Origin of the sequence: Streptomyces sp. NPDC089915 (genome assembly GCF_040684675.1) — a bacterium.
In the GTDB taxonomy this organism is placed as follows: Bacteria; Actinomycetota; Actinomycetes; order Streptomycetales; family Streptomycetaceae; genus Streptomyces.
On record NZ_JBFBGN010000153.1, the window covers coordinates 1 to 15,491 of the forward strand.

9 protein-coding genes are annotated in these 15,491 nt (G+C 72.5%); 2 read left to right on the top strand and 7 right to left on the bottom strand.

The genetic code is table 11. The features are described from left to right. Positions 1-93 precede the first annotated feature (93 nt). Entirely contained in the window at positions 94-2,973 is a 2,880-nt protein-coding gene (locus tag AB0O29_RS30065; protein ID WP_365157732.1) for a vitamin B12-dependent ribonucleotide reductase, read from the bottom strand. Between the two features lie 132 nt (positions 2,974-3,105). Beyond that, on the bottom strand, positions 3,106-3,621 hold the full coding sequence (nrdR, locus tag AB0O29_RS30070) for a transcriptional regulator NrdR (RefSeq protein ID WP_365157735.1): 516 nt from the start codon (positions 3,619-3,621) through the stop codon (positions 3,106-3,108). Positions 3,622-4,138: 517 nt separating this feature from the next. Here nrdR and lexA point away from each other — a divergent pair. Further along, positions 4,139-4,933, top strand: coding sequence for a transcriptional repressor LexA (lexA, locus tag AB0O29_RS30075; RefSeq protein WP_365157738.1), 795 nt, complete (start codon positions 4,139-4,141; stop codon positions 4,931-4,933). Positions 4,934-5,025: 92 nt separating this feature from the next. Here lexA and AB0O29_RS30080 read toward each other — a convergent pair whose 3' ends face one another. From AB0O29_RS30080 to AB0O29_RS30100, 5 genes are all read right to left on the bottom strand, one after another. Beyond that, complete coding sequence (locus tag AB0O29_RS30080) at positions 5,026-6,996, bottom strand: ATP-dependent DNA helicase (protein ID WP_365157741.1); 1,971 nt, start codon at positions 6,994-6,996, stop codon at positions 5,026-5,028. Between the two features lie 51 nt (positions 6,997-7,047). Next, positions 7,048-8,904 (bottom strand): IucA/IucC family protein, encoded by a 1,857-nt coding sequence (locus AB0O29_RS30085; RefSeq protein ID WP_365157744.1) that lies wholly within the window; start codon positions 8,902-8,904, stop codon positions 7,048-7,050. Between the two features lie 103 nt (positions 8,905-9,007). Then, positions 9,008-9,709 (bottom strand): GNAT family N-acetyltransferase, encoded by a 702-nt coding sequence (locus tag AB0O29_RS30090; protein WP_365157746.1) that lies wholly within the window; start codon positions 9,707-9,709, stop codon positions 9,008-9,010. A 30-nt stretch (positions 9,710-9,739) separates the two neighbouring features. Further along, positions 9,740-11,620 carry an IucA/IucC family protein gene (locus tag AB0O29_RS30095; RefSeq protein ID WP_365157752.1) on the bottom strand — a complete coding sequence of 627 codons (1,881 nt, stop codon included), beginning with the start codon at positions 11,618-11,620 and terminating at the stop codon, positions 9,740-9,742. Positions 11,621-12,481: 861 nt separating this feature from the next. Continuing rightward, entirely contained in the window at positions 12,482-13,792 is a 1,311-nt protein-coding gene (locus tag AB0O29_RS30100; RefSeq protein WP_365157755.1) for a diaminobutyrate--2-oxoglutarate transaminase family protein, read from the bottom strand. Positions 13,793-14,170: 378 nt separating this feature from the next. Between AB0O29_RS30100 and AB0O29_RS30105 the strand changes: the two genes are divergently transcribed. After that, positions 14,171-15,355 carry a hypothetical protein gene (locus tag AB0O29_RS30105; protein WP_365157749.1) on the top strand — a complete coding sequence of 395 codons (1,185 nt, stop codon included), beginning with the start codon at positions 14,171-14,173 and terminating at the stop codon, positions 15,353-15,355. The last annotated feature ends 136 nt before the right edge of the window (positions 15,356-15,491 follow it).

The following is a 15,491-nucleotide window of genomic DNA, read 5'->3' on the forward strand; positions in this document are numbered from 1 at the left end:
GCGCCGGCCCAGGGCCAACGCCCCTCCCTCACAGAGATCACGCTTCGGGTTCAGCTACGTCGGATGATGCATCCGACGCAATTCCGCCCAGTTTCAGCTGCAACCGCTGGTGGAGCCGCAGCCCTCGCAGATGTAGCAGGAGCCGGCACGCTGCATCTTCGTGCCGCAGGAGAAGCACAGCGGGGCGTCGGCGGAGACGCCCATCTGCATCTCGACCAGCTCGGCGTTGCTGTGCGCCGTCTTCGGGGCCGGGACCGGGACGATCGTCACCGGCTTGGCCACCGGGGCCAGGGGCGCCGACTGGGCGAGGGACTCGGTGTCGAGCTCCTCGTCGAGCGGCTCGTAGGAGCCGGTGTCGAGGTGGCGCTGACGCTCCTCGGCGGAGTGGATGCCGAGGGCCGAACGGGTCTCGAAGGGCAGGAAGTCCAGCGCCACGCGACGGAAGATGTAGTCGACGATCGACTGCGCCATCCGCACGTCCGGGTCGTCCGTCATACCGGCCGGCTCGAAGCGCATGTTGGTGAACTTCGCGACGTACGTCTCCAGCGGGACGCCGTACTGCAGGCCGACCGAGACGGCGATCGAGAAGGCGTCCATCATGCCCGCGAGGGTCGAACCCTGCTTGGACATCTTCAGGAAGACCTCGCCCAGGCCGTCGTCCGGGTAGGAGTTGGCCGTCATGTAGCCCTCGGCGCCACCGACCGTGAAGGAGGTGGTGATCCCCGGGCGGCCCTTGGGGAGGCGCTTGCGGACCGGGCGGTACTCGATGACCTTCTCGACCGCCGTGCGGATGGTCTCCTCGGCCTTCGCGGTGACCTCGGCCTTCTCCTCCTCCTTCTTCTTGGCGGAGAGGGGCTGGCCGACCTTGCAGTTGTCGCGGTAGATCGCGAGCGCCTTGACGCCCAGCTTCCACGCCTCGAAGTAGATCTCCTCGATCTCCTCGACGGTCGCCGTCTCCGGCATGTTGACCGTCTTCGAGATCGCGCCGGAGATCCAGGGCTGGATCGCGGCCATCATGCGGACGTGGCCCATCGCGGAGATGGAGCGCTCGCCCATCGCGCAGTCGAAGACCTCGTAGTGCTCGGTCTTCAGGCCGGGGGCGTCGACGACGTTCCCGTGCTCGGCGATGTGGGAGACGATCGCCTCGATCTGCTCCTCCTGGTAACCCAGGCGGCGCAGGGCCTGCGGGACGGTGCCGTTGACGATCTGCATCGAGCCGCCGCCGACGAGCTTCTTGAACTTGACCAGGGCCAGGTCCGGCTCGACACCGGTGGTGTCGCAGGACATCGCGAGACCGATGGTGCCGGTCGGCGCGAGGACGGAGGCCTGGGAGTTGCGGAAGCCGTTCTTCTCGCCGAGGCGCAGGACGTCCTGCCAGGCCTCGGTGGCCGCGGCCCAGATCGCGTTGTCCAGGTCGTCGGTGCGCGGCGCGACGGCGTTGGCGTCGGCGTGCTGCTTCATGACGCGCTTGTGCGAGTCGGCGTTGCGGGCGTAGCCGTCGTACGGGCCGACGATGGCGGCCAGCTCGGCGGAGCGCTTGTACGCGGTGCCGGTCATCAGCGAGGTGATCGAGGCGGCGAGGGTGCGGCCGCCGTCCGAGTCGTACGCGTGGCCGGTGGCCATCAGCAGGGCGCCGAGGTTGGCGTAGCCGATACCCAGCTGGCGGAAGGCGCGGGTGTTCTCGCCGATCTTCTGCGTCGGGAAGTCCGCGAAGCAGATGGAGATGTCCATCGCGGTGATGACGAGCTCGACGACCTTGGCGAAGCGCTCGGCGTCGAAGGACTGGTCGCCCTTGCCGTCGTCGTTCAGGAACTTCATCAGGTTCAGCGAGGCGAGGTTGCAGGACGTGTTGTCCAGGTGCATGTACTCGCTGCAGGGGTTGGACGCGGTGATGCGGCCGGACTCGGGGCAGGTGTGCCAGTTGTTGATCACACCGTCGTACTGGATGCCCGGGTCGGCGCAGGCCCACGCGGCCTCGGCGAGCTTGCGGAAGAGCGCCTTGGCGTCGACCTTCTCGATGACCTCGCCGGTCATGCGGGCACGCAGGCCGAAGTCGGTGCCGTTCTCGACAGCCGTCATGAACTCGTCGTTCACGCGGACGGAGTTGTTGGCGTTCTGGTACTGGACGGACGTGATGTCGTCGCCGCCCAGGTCCATGTCGAAGCCCGCGTCGCGCAGGGCGCGGATCTTCTCCTCCTCCTTCACCTTGGTGGCGATGAAGTCCTCGACGTCCGGGTGGTCCACGTCCAGGACGACCATCTTGGCCGCGCGGCGGGTGGCGCCGCCCGACTTGATCGTTCCGGCGGAGGCGTCGGCGCCGCGCATGAAGGAGACCGGGCCGGAGGCGTTGCCGCCGGAGGAGAGGAGCTCCTTGGAGGAGCGGATGCGGGAGAGGTTCAGGCCGGCGCCGGAGCCGCCCTTGAAGATCATGCCCTCTTCCTTGTACCAGTCGAGGATCGACTCCATGGAGTCGTCGACGGCCAGGATGAAGCAGGCGGAGACCTGCTGCGGCTGGGGCGTGCCGACGTTGAACCACACCGGGGAGTTGAAGCTGAAGATCTGGTGCAGGAGGGCGTAGGTCAGCTCGTGCTCGAAGATCTCCGCGTCGGCGGGGGACGCGAAGTAGTCGTAGTCCTCGCCGGCCTTGGTGTACGTCTTCACGATGCGGTCGATGAGCTGCTTCAGACCGGTCTCGCGCTGCGGCGTGCCGACGGCGCCGCGGAAGTACTTGCTGGTGACGATGTTGACCGCGTTCACCGACCAGAAGTCGGGGAACTCGACGCCGCGCTGCTCGAAGTTGACCGAGCCGTCGCGCCAGTTGGTCATGACGACGTCACGGAGCTCCCAGTTCACCTCGTCGTACGGGTGCACGCCGGGGGTGGTGTGGATGCGCTCGATCCGAAGGCCGGCCTTGGCGGCCTTGGTCCCCTTGGCGCGGGAACCACGTGCCGAGCTGCTCGCCGTCTCTGTCATGCCGCCTGCCTCCCATATGCGGGCAAAAACGCCCTAAAGTGCCAGCGATATTCCGCGGCACAATGCTGTGTCTGTATCTACGAATCTCGCCCTGCCGACCGGCGGGGCCGCACTGCGCTGCGGCCCGTCCGGTCAGTCGGCGGCGGAGGCGGGCACGGGGACGACCGAGGGGGTCTTCCCGGGCTCGCACTCATGGGGATGAGGCCGCGGTTCGCGGAGTTCCGCGATGGCGGTCTCGAAGTCTTCAAGGGTGTCGAAAGCTTTGTAGACGGACGCGAACCGCAGGTACGCGACCAGGTCGAGCTCCTGCAACGGGCCGAGTATGGCCAGACCCACGTCGTGGGTGGTCAGCTCGGCGCTCCCGGTGGCGCGCACCGCCTCCTCGACCCGCTGGCCGAGCTTGGCGAGGGCGTCCTCGGTGACCGGCCGCCCCTGGCACGCCTTGCGGACGCCAGAGATGACCTTGGTGCGGCTGAAGGGTTCGGTGACCCCGCTTCGCTTGATCACCATCAGCGAGGCCGTCTCCACCGTCGTGAAGCGACGGGAGCAGTCGGGGCACTGACGGCGCCTGCGGATCGACGTTCCGTCGTCGGTGGTGCGGCTGTCGACGACGCGGCTGTCGGGGTGCCTGCAGAAGGGGCAGTGCATGGTTCCCTCACCCTCCTCTTGGCACGGCTGAATCACCCCACGGAGCCCTTCGGCGACAGAGAGCAAATCTCTGCCGGGGGCTCGTGAAGCAGCCACAAGCATATGCGATCCCGGAGGTCTGAGCAGACCGTGGACCACAACTTGTGGGTTGCGACGCTCATCCAACCACTAGATCTTGCGTTGGGGAGGATTTGCGTCCCTACGCGTGTCGCGGGGCTCGATGGCCGGATTTCACGGGTTCCGGTGCCACACTGGGCACGGACCCGGAGGGTGGCGACCCAACCGGGAAGGGTACCGTAAGCAGCAGATGCGGTTCCGAATCCGCGTTCGGACGAGGGGTCTGACACACACCGCCGGACCCCCCGCGCGGCCGGCCATCCGCACCGGTCGGCCATACACCCACCGCTCTAGCCCAGGTGGGCGATCCGCGATTTTTCACTCGAACGTGTGTTTGGCGCAACCTTTCGAAAGCTACTACCGTTGTCCAGCTAGGGAGAACATTTCGAGAGGGGCCGACGTGACCACCACCGCAGACAGTGCCACCATCACTGCCCAGAACCGCTCCCAGAGCCGACTCGAGCCGGTGCATGCCATGAGTGACGCAAGTCAGAACCCGGAGGCGGAGGCCGCCGTACGCCCCGCACGCTCGCTGCCAGGGCGACCTCCAGGCATCCGCGCCGACAGCTCCGGGCTCACGGACCGGCAGCGGAGGGTCATCGAGGTCATCCGGGACTCGGTGCAGCGGCGCGGCTACCCGCCGTCGATGCGGGAGATCGGCCAGGCCGTCGGCCTTTCCAGCACCTCCTCCGTCGCGCACCAGCTGATGGCCCTGGAGCGCAAGGGCTTCCTGCGCCGCGACCCGCACCGTCCCCGCGCCTACGAGGTCCGCGGCTCCGACCAGCCCAGCTCGCAGCCCACCGACACCACGGGCAAGCCCGCCGCCTCCTACGTCCCCCTGGTCGGCCGGATCGCGGCCGGCGGCCCGATCCTCGCCGAGGAGTCGGTCGAGGACGTGTTCCCGCTCCCCCGCCAGCTCGTCGGCGACGGTGAGCTGTTCGTGCTGAAGGTCGTCGGCGACTCGATGATCGAGGCCGCCATCTGTGACGGCGACTGGGTCACGGTCCGCCGCCAGCCGGTCGCGGAGAACGGCGACATCGTCGCCGCGATGCTGGACGGCGAAGCCACCGTCAAGCGCTTCAAGCGGGAGGACGGCCATGTGTGGCTGCTCCCGCACAACGCCGCCTACCAGCCGATCCCCGGCGACGAGGCGACCATCCTCGGCAAGGTCGTCGCGGTCCTGCGCCGGGTCTGACCTCTCCGCCCCCAGCCAGCTCCGGGACCCTCTGCGCCGGTCCCGGAGCTGTTGTATGCCCGCGCCACGCCCCCTCCCGGGGGGGCGCGGTACTACTTGCCGTCGGCCTGCGCGCTCGCGTCGATCGCCGCGAGGGAGCGCCGGACCTGGTTGCGGTCCGTGGTGTACCAGAAGTCGGGCAGCGAGGACCGCAGGAAGCTCCCGTACCGCGCCGTCGCCAGCCGGGGGTCGAGGACCGCGACGACGCCCCGGTCGCCGGAGGCCCGTACGAGCCGGCCGGCGCCCTGCGCCATCAGCAGGGCGGCGTGCGTCGCGGCGACCGCCATGAACCCGTTGCCGCCGTTCTCCTCGACCGACTTCTGCCGCGCGCTCATCAGCGGGTCGTCGGGGCGCGGGAAGGGGATCCGGTCCATGATCACCAGCTGGCAGCTGGGGCCGGGGACGTCCACCCCCTGCCAGAGGGACAGGGTCCCGAACAGGCAGGTGCGCGGATCCGCGGCGAAGGACTTGATCAGCTCGCCCAGCGTCTCCTCGCCCTGGAGCAGGATCGGGTTGTCGAGCCGCCCGCGCAGCTCCTCCGCGGCGGCCTTCGCCCCGCGCATGGAGGAGAAGAGGCCGAGGGTGCGGCCGCCCGCCGCCTCGATCAGTTCGGCCAGCTCGTCCATCATGTCGCCGCGGGTGCCCTCCCGGCCCGGGGTGGCCAGGTGCTTGGCGACGTAGAGGATGCCCTGCTTCGGGTAGTCGAACGGGGAGCCCACGTCCAGGCCGCGCCAGAGCGGCACGCCCTCCCCCTCGACCCCTTCGGGGGAGAGGCCGAGCGAGGCGGCCACGCCGTTGAAGTCCCCGCCGAGCTTGAGGGTGGCGGAGGTGAGGACCACCGAGCGGTCCTCGAAGAGCTTCTCGCGCAGCAGTCCGGACACCGACAGCGGAGCGACCCGGAGGGTGGCGCCGAAGCGGTCGTGGCGCTCGTACCACACCACGTCGTACTCGGAGCCGATCATGATGCGCTCGGCCACCGTGTGGACGTTCTCCACGGCGGCCAGGGCCTGCTTGCGGACGGCGTCCTCGTCGTGGACGGACTTGTCGCGGGTGGCGCCGATCGCGGAGATCACGTTGCGAGCGGAGTCGCGCAGCGAGGCGAGCGCGTAGCCGAGGTCCTCGGGGATCTGCTCCAGGCGTCCGGGGAAGGCCAGCTCCATCACCCGCTCGAAGGTCTCCGAGGCGGTCTGAAGGGAGTCCGCCGTCTTCTCGTCGACCAGCTTCGCGGCACGCTTCACCGCCCGGTTGACCTGCCCCGGGGTGAGCTCGCCGGTGGCGACGCCGGTGACGCGGGAGACCAGCTCGTGGGCCTCGTCCACGATCAGCACCTCGTGCTGGGGCAGGACGGGGGCGCCCTCGATCGCGTCGATGGCGAGCAGGGCGTGGTTGGTGACGACCACGTCCGCGAGCTTGGCCCGCTCCCGGGCGGCCTCCGCGAAGCACTCGGCGCCGTACGCGCACTTCGTGGCGCCCAGGCACTCCCGGGAGGAGACGGAGATCTGGGCCCACGCCTTGTCGGAGACGCCGGGGGTGAGGTCGTCTCGGTCGCCGGTCTCCGTCTCGTCCGCCCAGTCGCGCAGGCGCAGCAGGTCCTTGCCGAGCTTGCTGGTCGGCGCGGCCGCCTCGAACTGGTCGAAGAGGCCCTCCTCCTCGTCCTGCGGAGCACCCTCGTGCAGCCGGTGCAGGCACAGGTAGTTCGACCGGCCCTTGAGCATGGCGAACTGCGGCCGGCGGCGCAGCTGCGGATGCAGCGCCTCGACCGTGCGCGGCAGGTCGCGCTCGACGAGCTGGCGCTGGAGGGCCAGCGTCGCCGTGGCGACGACGACGCGCTCGCCGTGTGCGAGGGCGGGGACCAGGTAGCCGAGGGACTTGCCGGTTCCGGTGCCGGCCTGGATCAGCCGGTGGGAGTTGTCGTCGATCGCTTCGGCGACGGCTTCGGCCATGGCCACCTGGCCGGGGCGCTCCGAGCCGCCGACGGCGGAGACGGCGGCGTGGAGCAGGTCGGGGAGGGAGGGCTTCGTCATAGCAGGACCAACCCTACGGGGCGCCGCTGACAGCGGCGTACCGATCCGGCCTCACGGGCGGTACAGGGGGTTGGGCACGGTGCCGTGGACGACGATGCGGGGGCGGACGGGGTGATCGCGGTAGCCGTCCTGGTGGAGGCGGTTGCGGTTGAGGCAGAGCCGGTCGATCCGCGCGGTGAGCAGGTCGAAGAGGTCGAAGCGGTCCTTGAGGTCCGGGAAGCGGGCCTGGTGGCGGAGGATCTCCGCCCGTACGAGGGACCAGAACGCGTCCTCGGGGACTCCGAGCCGGTCGTCGCAGAGGGCGGCGAGGTAGCGGAAGACGCCGATGAACAGGCCGGAGTGGAGGAACTGGGTGAGGAAGCCGGGCGGCTCGGTGCGCAGTGCCGCGCGGGCCTCGGCGGGCAGGGACGCGTGTTCGGGCAGCGGGCCGGCGCTGATGCCGATGTCGGACACGAAGTCCTTGACCGCGAGGCGGACGGGGACGTCGCGCTCGTCGAAGATCACGACCGCGTTCTCGCCGTGCGGGGAGAAGGCGGTGCCATAGCGGTAGAGGAAGTGCAGCAGCGGGGGCAGCAGGGCCGCGAACAGGTGCTGGAGCCAGGCGGTCGGGGTGAGCCCGGAGCGGGCGACGAGCTCGGCGGTGAAGGAGCGCCCGCGCGGGTCCGTGTGGAGGAGCGAGGCGAGCGTGCGGGCGCGCTCGCCGGGATCGAGGTGGCGGGCCAGGGGTTCGCGCCAGATCGCGCCGAGGCCCTCCCGGAACTGGTACGGGACCTCGGGGAGCTGCTCGTACACGGGGTGGCGGACCGCGACCGAGGCGATCTCGCCGAGCAGGACCACCCGGCATTCCTCGCGGAGGAAGGGGTCCGCGTCCCGCAGGGAGTGGATCCAGGCGGTCACGGCGGGGGCGGCCAGGGTGAGGTCGCAGTTCAGGCCCCGCCAGACCGTGGTGTTGAAGACGGACAGCGGGAGTTTGACGCTGTGGCGGTCGGGTCTGGTGAGGTTGAGGAAGGTGCGGACGGACTGCTGCGGAAGGCGTTCGTCCGGGTCCGCGGGGAGCGGGACCAGGGCGCCGGAGGCGAGGGCGGGCGCGTAGAGGGGGAGGACGACCTCCTCCCACTGCCAGGGGTGGACGGGCAGGTAGAGGTAGCGGAGCGGGTCCAGGCCCCGGTCGCGGAGGATCCGGTCGAAGGCGGCCCGGGTGACGGGGTCGAGTTCGGCGGCGTAGAGGCGTGCGGGGTCTTCCAGGCCGGCGGCGCCCCGGTACTCGGCGAGGGAGGTGTGGGCGGCGAGCCAGGGCAGGCGCTGCGGGGTGCGGGCTTCGGGGGCCCAGGCGGCGGCGTCGGCGGCGGACCATCCGACGCGGCCCTTGTTGGGGACGAGCCAGGGGTGGCCCGTCTGGTGTCCTTCGAGCGCGGCGTAGTCAAGGTCGGCGAGGACGTCGGCGGTGAGGGCGTGGTGGTCGAGGCGGGCGTCGGCGGCGAGGGTGGCGCTGAGCTCGCGGATCAGGTGGCCGAGGGTGGGCCCGTCGAGGCCGAGGAGGGTGCGGGCGCGGACGAGGAATCCGTACGGGTCCCCGAAGGCCGCCGGGGGCTCGGTGGAGGGGGGCGGCGGGGTGAGGGTGATGGTGTCCGGCGCGACCTGCCAGCTCCCGTAGGCGCGGCGGCGGGCGCGGAAGCCCAGGCTGCTGCCGTCGTCGAGGGTCAGGGTCCAGGCGTCGCCCGCGGGCGCCCGCGCCGGGGCGGGGACGACGATCTCCTCGTACGCGAACTCGGCGAGCATTTTGGCGAGCAGCCGGCGGGCGGCGGCGTCCCAGTTCGGGCGGTTGAGTTCGGGCGGTGTGCAGGGGTGCTGGGGCGACCAGGGGACTGCGGGTTCCGCGGAGCAGGGGGCTGCGGGGAAGTTCTGCACGGGACTCCTCGATGATCGGGAACTCCGCGGCGGGGCACGGAGTTTTCGAAGGGAGAGGCGCGAAGGAACAGGCCTGGGACGGACGGCGGGTCGGCGGCGGCGATCAGAGCAGATTGCGCAGCGACCGCTCCCGGATCATCAGGGCGGCGCGCTTCCCGGGGAGTTCGATTTCCGTGGCGTAGCGGAAACCGGCGGCAAGGAAGGCTGATACGGAGGGGGTGTTGCGGATGTCCGGTTCGGCGATGACCCGTGTGCAGCGGGGGCGGTTGTCGAAGACGAGCTCGGTGACGGCGCGCAGCAGCGTGGTCCCCAGGCCCCGGCCGCGGTTCGTGCCGTCTCCGATCAGCAGGTGGATACCCGTGTCGTGGGGGCGCGCCGGGTAGTGGCGGGAGACCGGGTCGAGGTCGGCCCGGTAGATCTCCCAGTAGCTCATCGGGATGCCGTCGAGGACGCCGAGGCAGGGGATGCTGCGGCCGTCGCCGTCGAGCTGGGCCCGCAGGTGGGCGGCGGTGACGGCGGAGGCACCGGCCAGCTCCCAGTAGGCGGCGACGGCCGGGTCGTTCATCCAGCGGGTGAGGAGCGGGAGGTCCCGCGCCAGCCGTACGGGTTCGAGGCGGAAGGCTCCGGCGGGTGTGGGCTGGGCGCTCCAGCCCGCGGGTGAATCGAGGAGTTCCGCTTCGGCGAGCAGGGGCAACAGGCCGACGGTGAAGCGCTGTTCGGCGGGCTCCCGGTGGGCCGTGCCGTAGCGGGCGGGGTCGGTGGCGGTTCCGATGGTCGCTTCGGTGGTCGTCTCGGTGGGGGGCATCGGGCTCTTCTCCGTCTCGGTGGGACCGCGTCAGTCGTGGAGGGGGTTGGTGATGGTGACGTAGACGGACTGCGATTCGACGGGGCCCACGAGCTCGTCGAGGCCGCCCAGGCGGGTGAGCAGGTTCGCCTTGCAGCGGAGGGTGGGTGAATCGAGCAGCTGCGCGGGGAGCGGGCCGAGGCCCGTGGCCTTGCCGAGGAACCGGCGGAAGGCGGCGAGGAGTACGCGCTCGTCGGCGAGCCGCTGGGAGCCGAAGGATCCGATGAGGCCGAGCACGTTGTTGATGCCGAGGTAGTAGGCGAAGCGTTCGTCGGTGACGGCGTCGGGGACGAAGGTGTCGCTGGCGCGGCCGATGCCGGGGAGCCGGTGTTCCAGTTCGGTGCGCCGGGAGTCTCGGAAGTAGTAGCCCTGGTTGTCGCGGAAGCGGCCGCCGACGGGCCAGCCGGCCCGGTCGAGGAGCACCAGCGTGTTCTGCTGGTGGGCTTCGAGGGCGATGCCGGCGAGCGCGTCGAAGGCCAGGACGGGCAGGACGACCTGGTCGAGGTAGCGCAGGAACCACTCGGTGGCGACGGCGGAGGCGGGGCGGCCGGTGGAGGCCGCGAGCCGGGAGACGGTGTCGGCGAGCCGGGAGCGCATCGTGGTCCGGCCGGGCCACGGGCGCGGGGAGGTGAGTGCGGCGACGCAGACGGCGTCGTCGTCGGAGCGGAAGGGGTTGTGGCGGAGCAGGACGTCGAGGCCCGGTACGGGGGTGCCGTCCGGGGTGTCGACGGCGACCCAGGCGGGGTCGCGGACGATGTCGAAGCCGGGGTGGGCGGTCTGCCACTGCTCGGCGAGGCCGGTGCGGAGCAGCCGGTGCACCTCGACGCCTCGGTGGAGTTCCTTGCGGAGGTTCTCGCGGCGGGAGTTGGTGATGCGCAGGCCCAGGGAGAGCTTCAGCATCGCGGGGGCGCCGGGGCGGTGCACGGTGCGGACGGAGGAGGTGGGGTACCAGGGGCTCCCGTACGGGCCCAGGTCGGTCAGGAGTCCCGCGTCGCGGAGGGCGGCGACGCCGGGGCGCTGGAAGAGGTCGCGGGCCTGCCAGGGGTGCAGGGGAAGGGGGGTGGTCCCGGCGGGCAGCGGGAGTCCGGGGGCGAGCCGGGCAAGAAGCTGGGCGGCGGAGACGGGGCGGCCGCGTTCGGTCCAGGCGGAGTCGGTGGCGAGGGCGGTGGGTGCGACCGCGATCCAGTGCAGGGGGAAGGAGCCGTGGAGTTCGGGTGAGTAGTGGTGCGCTTCCGATTCAGAGAGCCCCTCGCGGCTCTTGGGGTCCGGCTGGAGGGGGTGGCCGAGGAGGAGGGACTGTTCGCCGGTGAGGAAGAGGTCTCCCGCGATGGGGGCGGGGGCCGTGGGGCGGTGGCGCCGGTCGGCGATGAACGCGGCGGTGCGGCGTACGGAGTCGGCGACCCGGCCGACGAGGTCGGCGGCGCGGCCGCTGCCCTCGCGGGCGATCAGGGCGGCGAGGGTGACGGCGTCCACGGCGGGGGCGTCGGCGGGGGCGCCTTCGAGGCGGGCCGGGGCGAAGCGGTGCCAGCCGGTCTCGGACCAGTGCCGGACGGGGACGAACAGTGCTGCGGCGGATGCGGGGAGGGGGATGCGGAGCAGGGTTCCGGGAGGACCGTCGGGGCGGCCGATGCCGTTCTCGCGGACCCAGCAGCGGAGCAGGTTCTCTACGGCGGCGGACTCGGCGGCGGTGGCCGGGTCGGGGTGGTCCAGCAGGTCGGGCAGGACGGCCGGCTCGGGCCCGACGGGTCCGGCCGCGCCCACCCGGGGCCGGTGGGCGCCGGCCTTCTGCCGGGGCACGGTCGCCCCCTCCGCCGCCGGCCGGGACCCCGTCCGGGCATCGACACCGGCCCGATCCGGGCCCGCAACGGGCACGGCGGCCCGCTCCCACACCGCCTCCGGCCCGCCGGGCACCTGAGCGGCTCCGGCTCCGGCTCCGGCTCCGGCTCCGGCTCCGGCCCAAGGCAGCACCGGAGCGGGCCCGGCGTCCGCCTGGGGAAGGCTCGGGGTGTCGTCCAGGCGGGCCTGGAGGACACCGCCCGGTCCCGCCGGGGGCGGCTGCGGGGACCGGTGCGGGCCCGCCGGGGGCGGGGCCTCCTGCCCCACGCCGGTGGGGACCGGGCTCGGCAGGGTCGGGGGCTCGCTTTGCCGGTCCGGGCCCGCCGGGATGCGGGCCTCCTCCCCCACCCTGGTCGGCACCGCGCTCGGCAGGGTCGGGGGCTCGCCTTGCCGGTCCGGGCCCGCCAAGGGGCGGAGCTCCTCCGCCGCCGCAGTGACCGCGCTCGGCAGGGGCGGAGGCTCGCCTTGGTCGTGGGGCGGCTGCGTCGGGGGCGGGTCCAGGGGCATGGTCGTCGCGTCGGGGTGGGCGGGGGGCTCCGGGTGGGCCGTTCGCATGGCGGAGGCGCCCTCGCAGGGGCCGACCGTGCCGGCGGCGGGGGTGGGCGCCGCTGTGGCGGAGGCGGCAGCCGGAGCGTCCGGCGCCGGTGTGCGGAGGTCCTGGTGGAGGGCCTGCTCGTCGCTCCCAGCGGCGGGCCGGGCCGGTGTTGTGGTGGGGGTGGTCCGGTCCGGTGTGCGGGGCTCGGGGTGGGCGGCCCGAGCGGGAGCGGTGGGATCCGGTGTGCGGGGGTCGGGGGCGGCGTGGGCGGCTCGGGCGGGAGCGGTGGGGTCGAGGGGCGGGGAAGGGTGGAGGTGGGTGGGCTGGGGGGGTTTGGGGTCGGGCATGGGTGGGGTCCTCGGTCAGTGGGCGGCGGCGGGGATGGCGTCTGCCAGGCGGTCCAGGACGGCTGCGGCCTGCTCGTCGGTCAGGGTGAGCGGGGGCAGCAGGCGGACCACGGCGCCGTGGCGGCCGCCGAGTTCGACGATCAGGCCCCGGTCCAGGCAGCCCCGGCGGATGGCGGCGGCCTGGTCGGGGGCCGCGGCTCCCGTTTCGGGGTCGACGATCTCGACGCCGAGCATCAGCCCCCGGCCCCGTACGTCCCCGATGCAGGGCCGGTCGGCGGCCAGGCCGCGCAGGGCCGTCAGCATCCGCCCGCCCAGCTCCGCCGCCCGCTCGGCGAGGCCGTTGCGGCGGACGTAGGCGAGGGTGGCGGTGCCGGCGGCCATGGCGAGCTGGTTGCCCCGGAACGTTCCGGCATGCGCTCCGGGGGCCCAGACGTCCAGCTCCGAGCGGTAGACGATCACGGCGAGGGGGAGGCTGCCGCCGATCGCCTTGGACAGGACCATCACGTCCGGGACCACCCCGGAGTGGTCGACGCCCCAGAAGGCGCCGGTGCGGCCCACCCCGGTCTGGACCTCGTCGGCGATCAGCGGGATGCCCCGGGCCTCGGTGATCTCCCGCATCCGGCGCAGCCAGTCGTCCGGGGCCGGGTGGACCCCGCCCTCGCCCTGGACGGGTTCGACGAGCATGCCCGCCGGTGCGGGCACCCCGCTCTTCGGGTCGTCGAGCAGGCTCTCGGTCCAGGCCGCCGAGAGCCGCGCGCCCTCGGCCCCGCCCACCCCGAACGGGCAGCGGTGGTCCTGCGGGTAGGGCAGCCGGGTCACGCGGACGTCGGTGGCGCCGCCGGAGGCGGCCAGGGCCCCGGCCGTCATCCCGTGGTAGGCCCCGGCGAAGGCGAGCAGCCCGGAGCGCCCGGTGGCGGCCCGGACCAGTTTCAGCGCGGCCTCGACGGCGTCCGTCCCGGCCGGCCCGCAGAACTGGACGCGGGCGTCCGCGGCCAGCCCGGCCGGCAGGTTCGCGAAGAGCTCGGTGGTGAACGCGTCCTTGACCGGGGTCGCGAGGTCGAGCACGTGCAGCGGGGCCCCCGAGTCCAGGACCCCTCGGATCGCCTCCAGGACGACGGGGTGGTTGTGCCCGAGGGCGAGGGTCCCCGCGCCGGAGAGGCAGTCGAGGTAGCGCCGCCCGTCGGCGCCCTCGATGGTCAGCCCCCGCGCCCGTACCGGGACGATGGGCAGCGAGCGCGCGTACGTCCGGGCGGCGGACTCCCGCTGCGCCTGCCTGCGCAGGATGCCCTCGGCCGCGGCCGGCCCCCGGCCGCCCTGGGGCGGAATCTGTGCCGCGGCTGCGGCCTGCTCGGTCAGGGACACGACTGTCGGACCTCCCGCACGGTCTGCTCATCCGGATTGCGCCTCGAACACCAACGCTGCTGTGCCGTCCCCCGTACGTACCAACGACGGTGGCGGCGGCGGATCACGGGTCACCCGAAGATCCTTGCGTCCGGGCGGGTCCTGAGAACCCTTCAGCGGTGGCCCCGCGGCCGGAGCGAACGGAGCGGACGGCGGGGTGAAGAGCCCCGCCGGGGACCGGAACCGCGGACCCGGGGCCCGCCGTCTTCAACGGCGGCGGCATAGTGGGGTGCTGCGAAAGCGAACCGGAGCACCCCGGACGACACCGTCCCAACACCTCGAAGCACATGGGGGATTTACGACATGCGACCGAACCGACCGGTCACCGCGGCCCTCTGCGCGGCCGCGCTCGCGCTGACCGCCGCGGCCTGCGGACCCGGAGACGGGGAGGCCGGCGGCGACGCCAAGCCGACCGTGGCAGCGCCCCTCCCGTCCGGTGGCGCGGACGGCCCGATCAAGATCCCTCAGGAGCTGAAGGACAAGCTCAAGGAGCACGGCTTCGACATGGAGAAGTGGAAGGGGGGTGCTTGGAAGAACTGGAACAAGCAGGACTGGCTCCGCGAGGCGGGCGACTACGTCAACCCCATCATCGACGGCCTGTGGGACCCGGACCGGATGCGTGACGCGGAGCAGCCGCAGACCCCGGCCGTCGACCCCGACGCCGGCAAGGACCAGGGCGTCACGGACCCGACCCCGGCCCCGGTGACGGCCAAGGCCGCGGCCTCCCCGTACCACTCGACCGTCCCGGCGTCCGGGAAGGTCTTCTTCGACGGCCCCGAGGGCTCGATGGTCTGCTCGGCGACCGTGGTGAAGGACCCCGCGCACCCCGGCAAGTCCAACATGGTCTGGACGGCGGGCCACTGCGTGCACGCGGGCAAGGCCGGCGGCTGGTACCGCAACATCGCCTTCGTGCCGTCGTACAACAACGCGGGCCGTCCGGCGGCCGAGCTCAAGGGCGCGCCGCGCGAGCAGGTGGCCCCGTACGGCGTGTGGTGGAGCGACTGGGCGCAGACCTCCGACCAGTGGATCGCGACCGGCGGTCCGACGGGCGGCGCGGGCGCCCCGTACGACTTCGCGGTGCTGCACGTGACCCCGGAGAAGGGCGGCAACGGCAAGTCCCTGGAGGAGACGGTCGGTACGGCGCTGCCGGTGGAGTTCAACGCCCCGGCGGTCCCGAAGATCACGGGCATGACGGCGACGGGCTACCCGGCGGCGGCTCCGTTCGACGGCCAGAAGGCCTACCAGTGCACGGACAAGCCGGGACGCCTGGCCCTGCACCAGGGTGACCCGGTGATGTACCGCATCGGCTGCACGATGACGGGCGGCTCCTCCGGCGGCGGCTGGATCGCCGCGGGCGCCGACGGCAAGCCGGCTCTGGTGTCGAACACCTCGATCGGCCCGGCGAAGGCGGGCTGGCTGGCCGGTCCGAAGCTGGGGCCCGAGGCCAAGGGGATCTACGACGCGGTGAGCGCCAAGTTCAAGCGCTGAGCGCCCGCCCGTTCGCGGGCGCGCAGAACGGCCGAGGGCCCAGCTCGACCTCGGTCGCGGCACCGGCCTTGATGACGGCCACGCCGCCGGCCAGCTTCGCGAGGCGCTCCTGGAGCTTCTCGCGGTCGTAGTCCGA

Excerpts from the sequence above, each read along its gene's own strand:
- AB0O29_RS30065 (WP_365157732.1), bottom strand. The coding sequence starts at position 2,973 with ATGACAGAGACGGCGAGCAGCTCGGCACGTGGTTCCCGCGCCAAGGGG.
- nrdR (WP_365157735.1), bottom strand. The coding sequence starts at position 3,621 with ATGCACTGCCCCTTCTGCAGGCACCCCGACAGCCGCGTCGTCGACAGC.
- AB0O29_RS30080 (WP_365157741.1), bottom strand. The coding sequence starts at position 6,996 with ATGACGAAGCCCTCCCTCCCCGACCTGCTCCACGCCGCCGTCTCCGCC.
- AB0O29_RS30090 (WP_365157746.1), bottom strand. The coding sequence starts at position 9,709 with ATGCCCCCCACCGAGACGACCACCGAAGCGACCATCGGAACCGCCACC.
- AB0O29_RS30105 (WP_365157749.1), top strand. The coding sequence starts at position 14,171 with ATGCGACCGAACCGACCGGTCACCGCGGCCCTCTGCGCGGCCGCGCTC.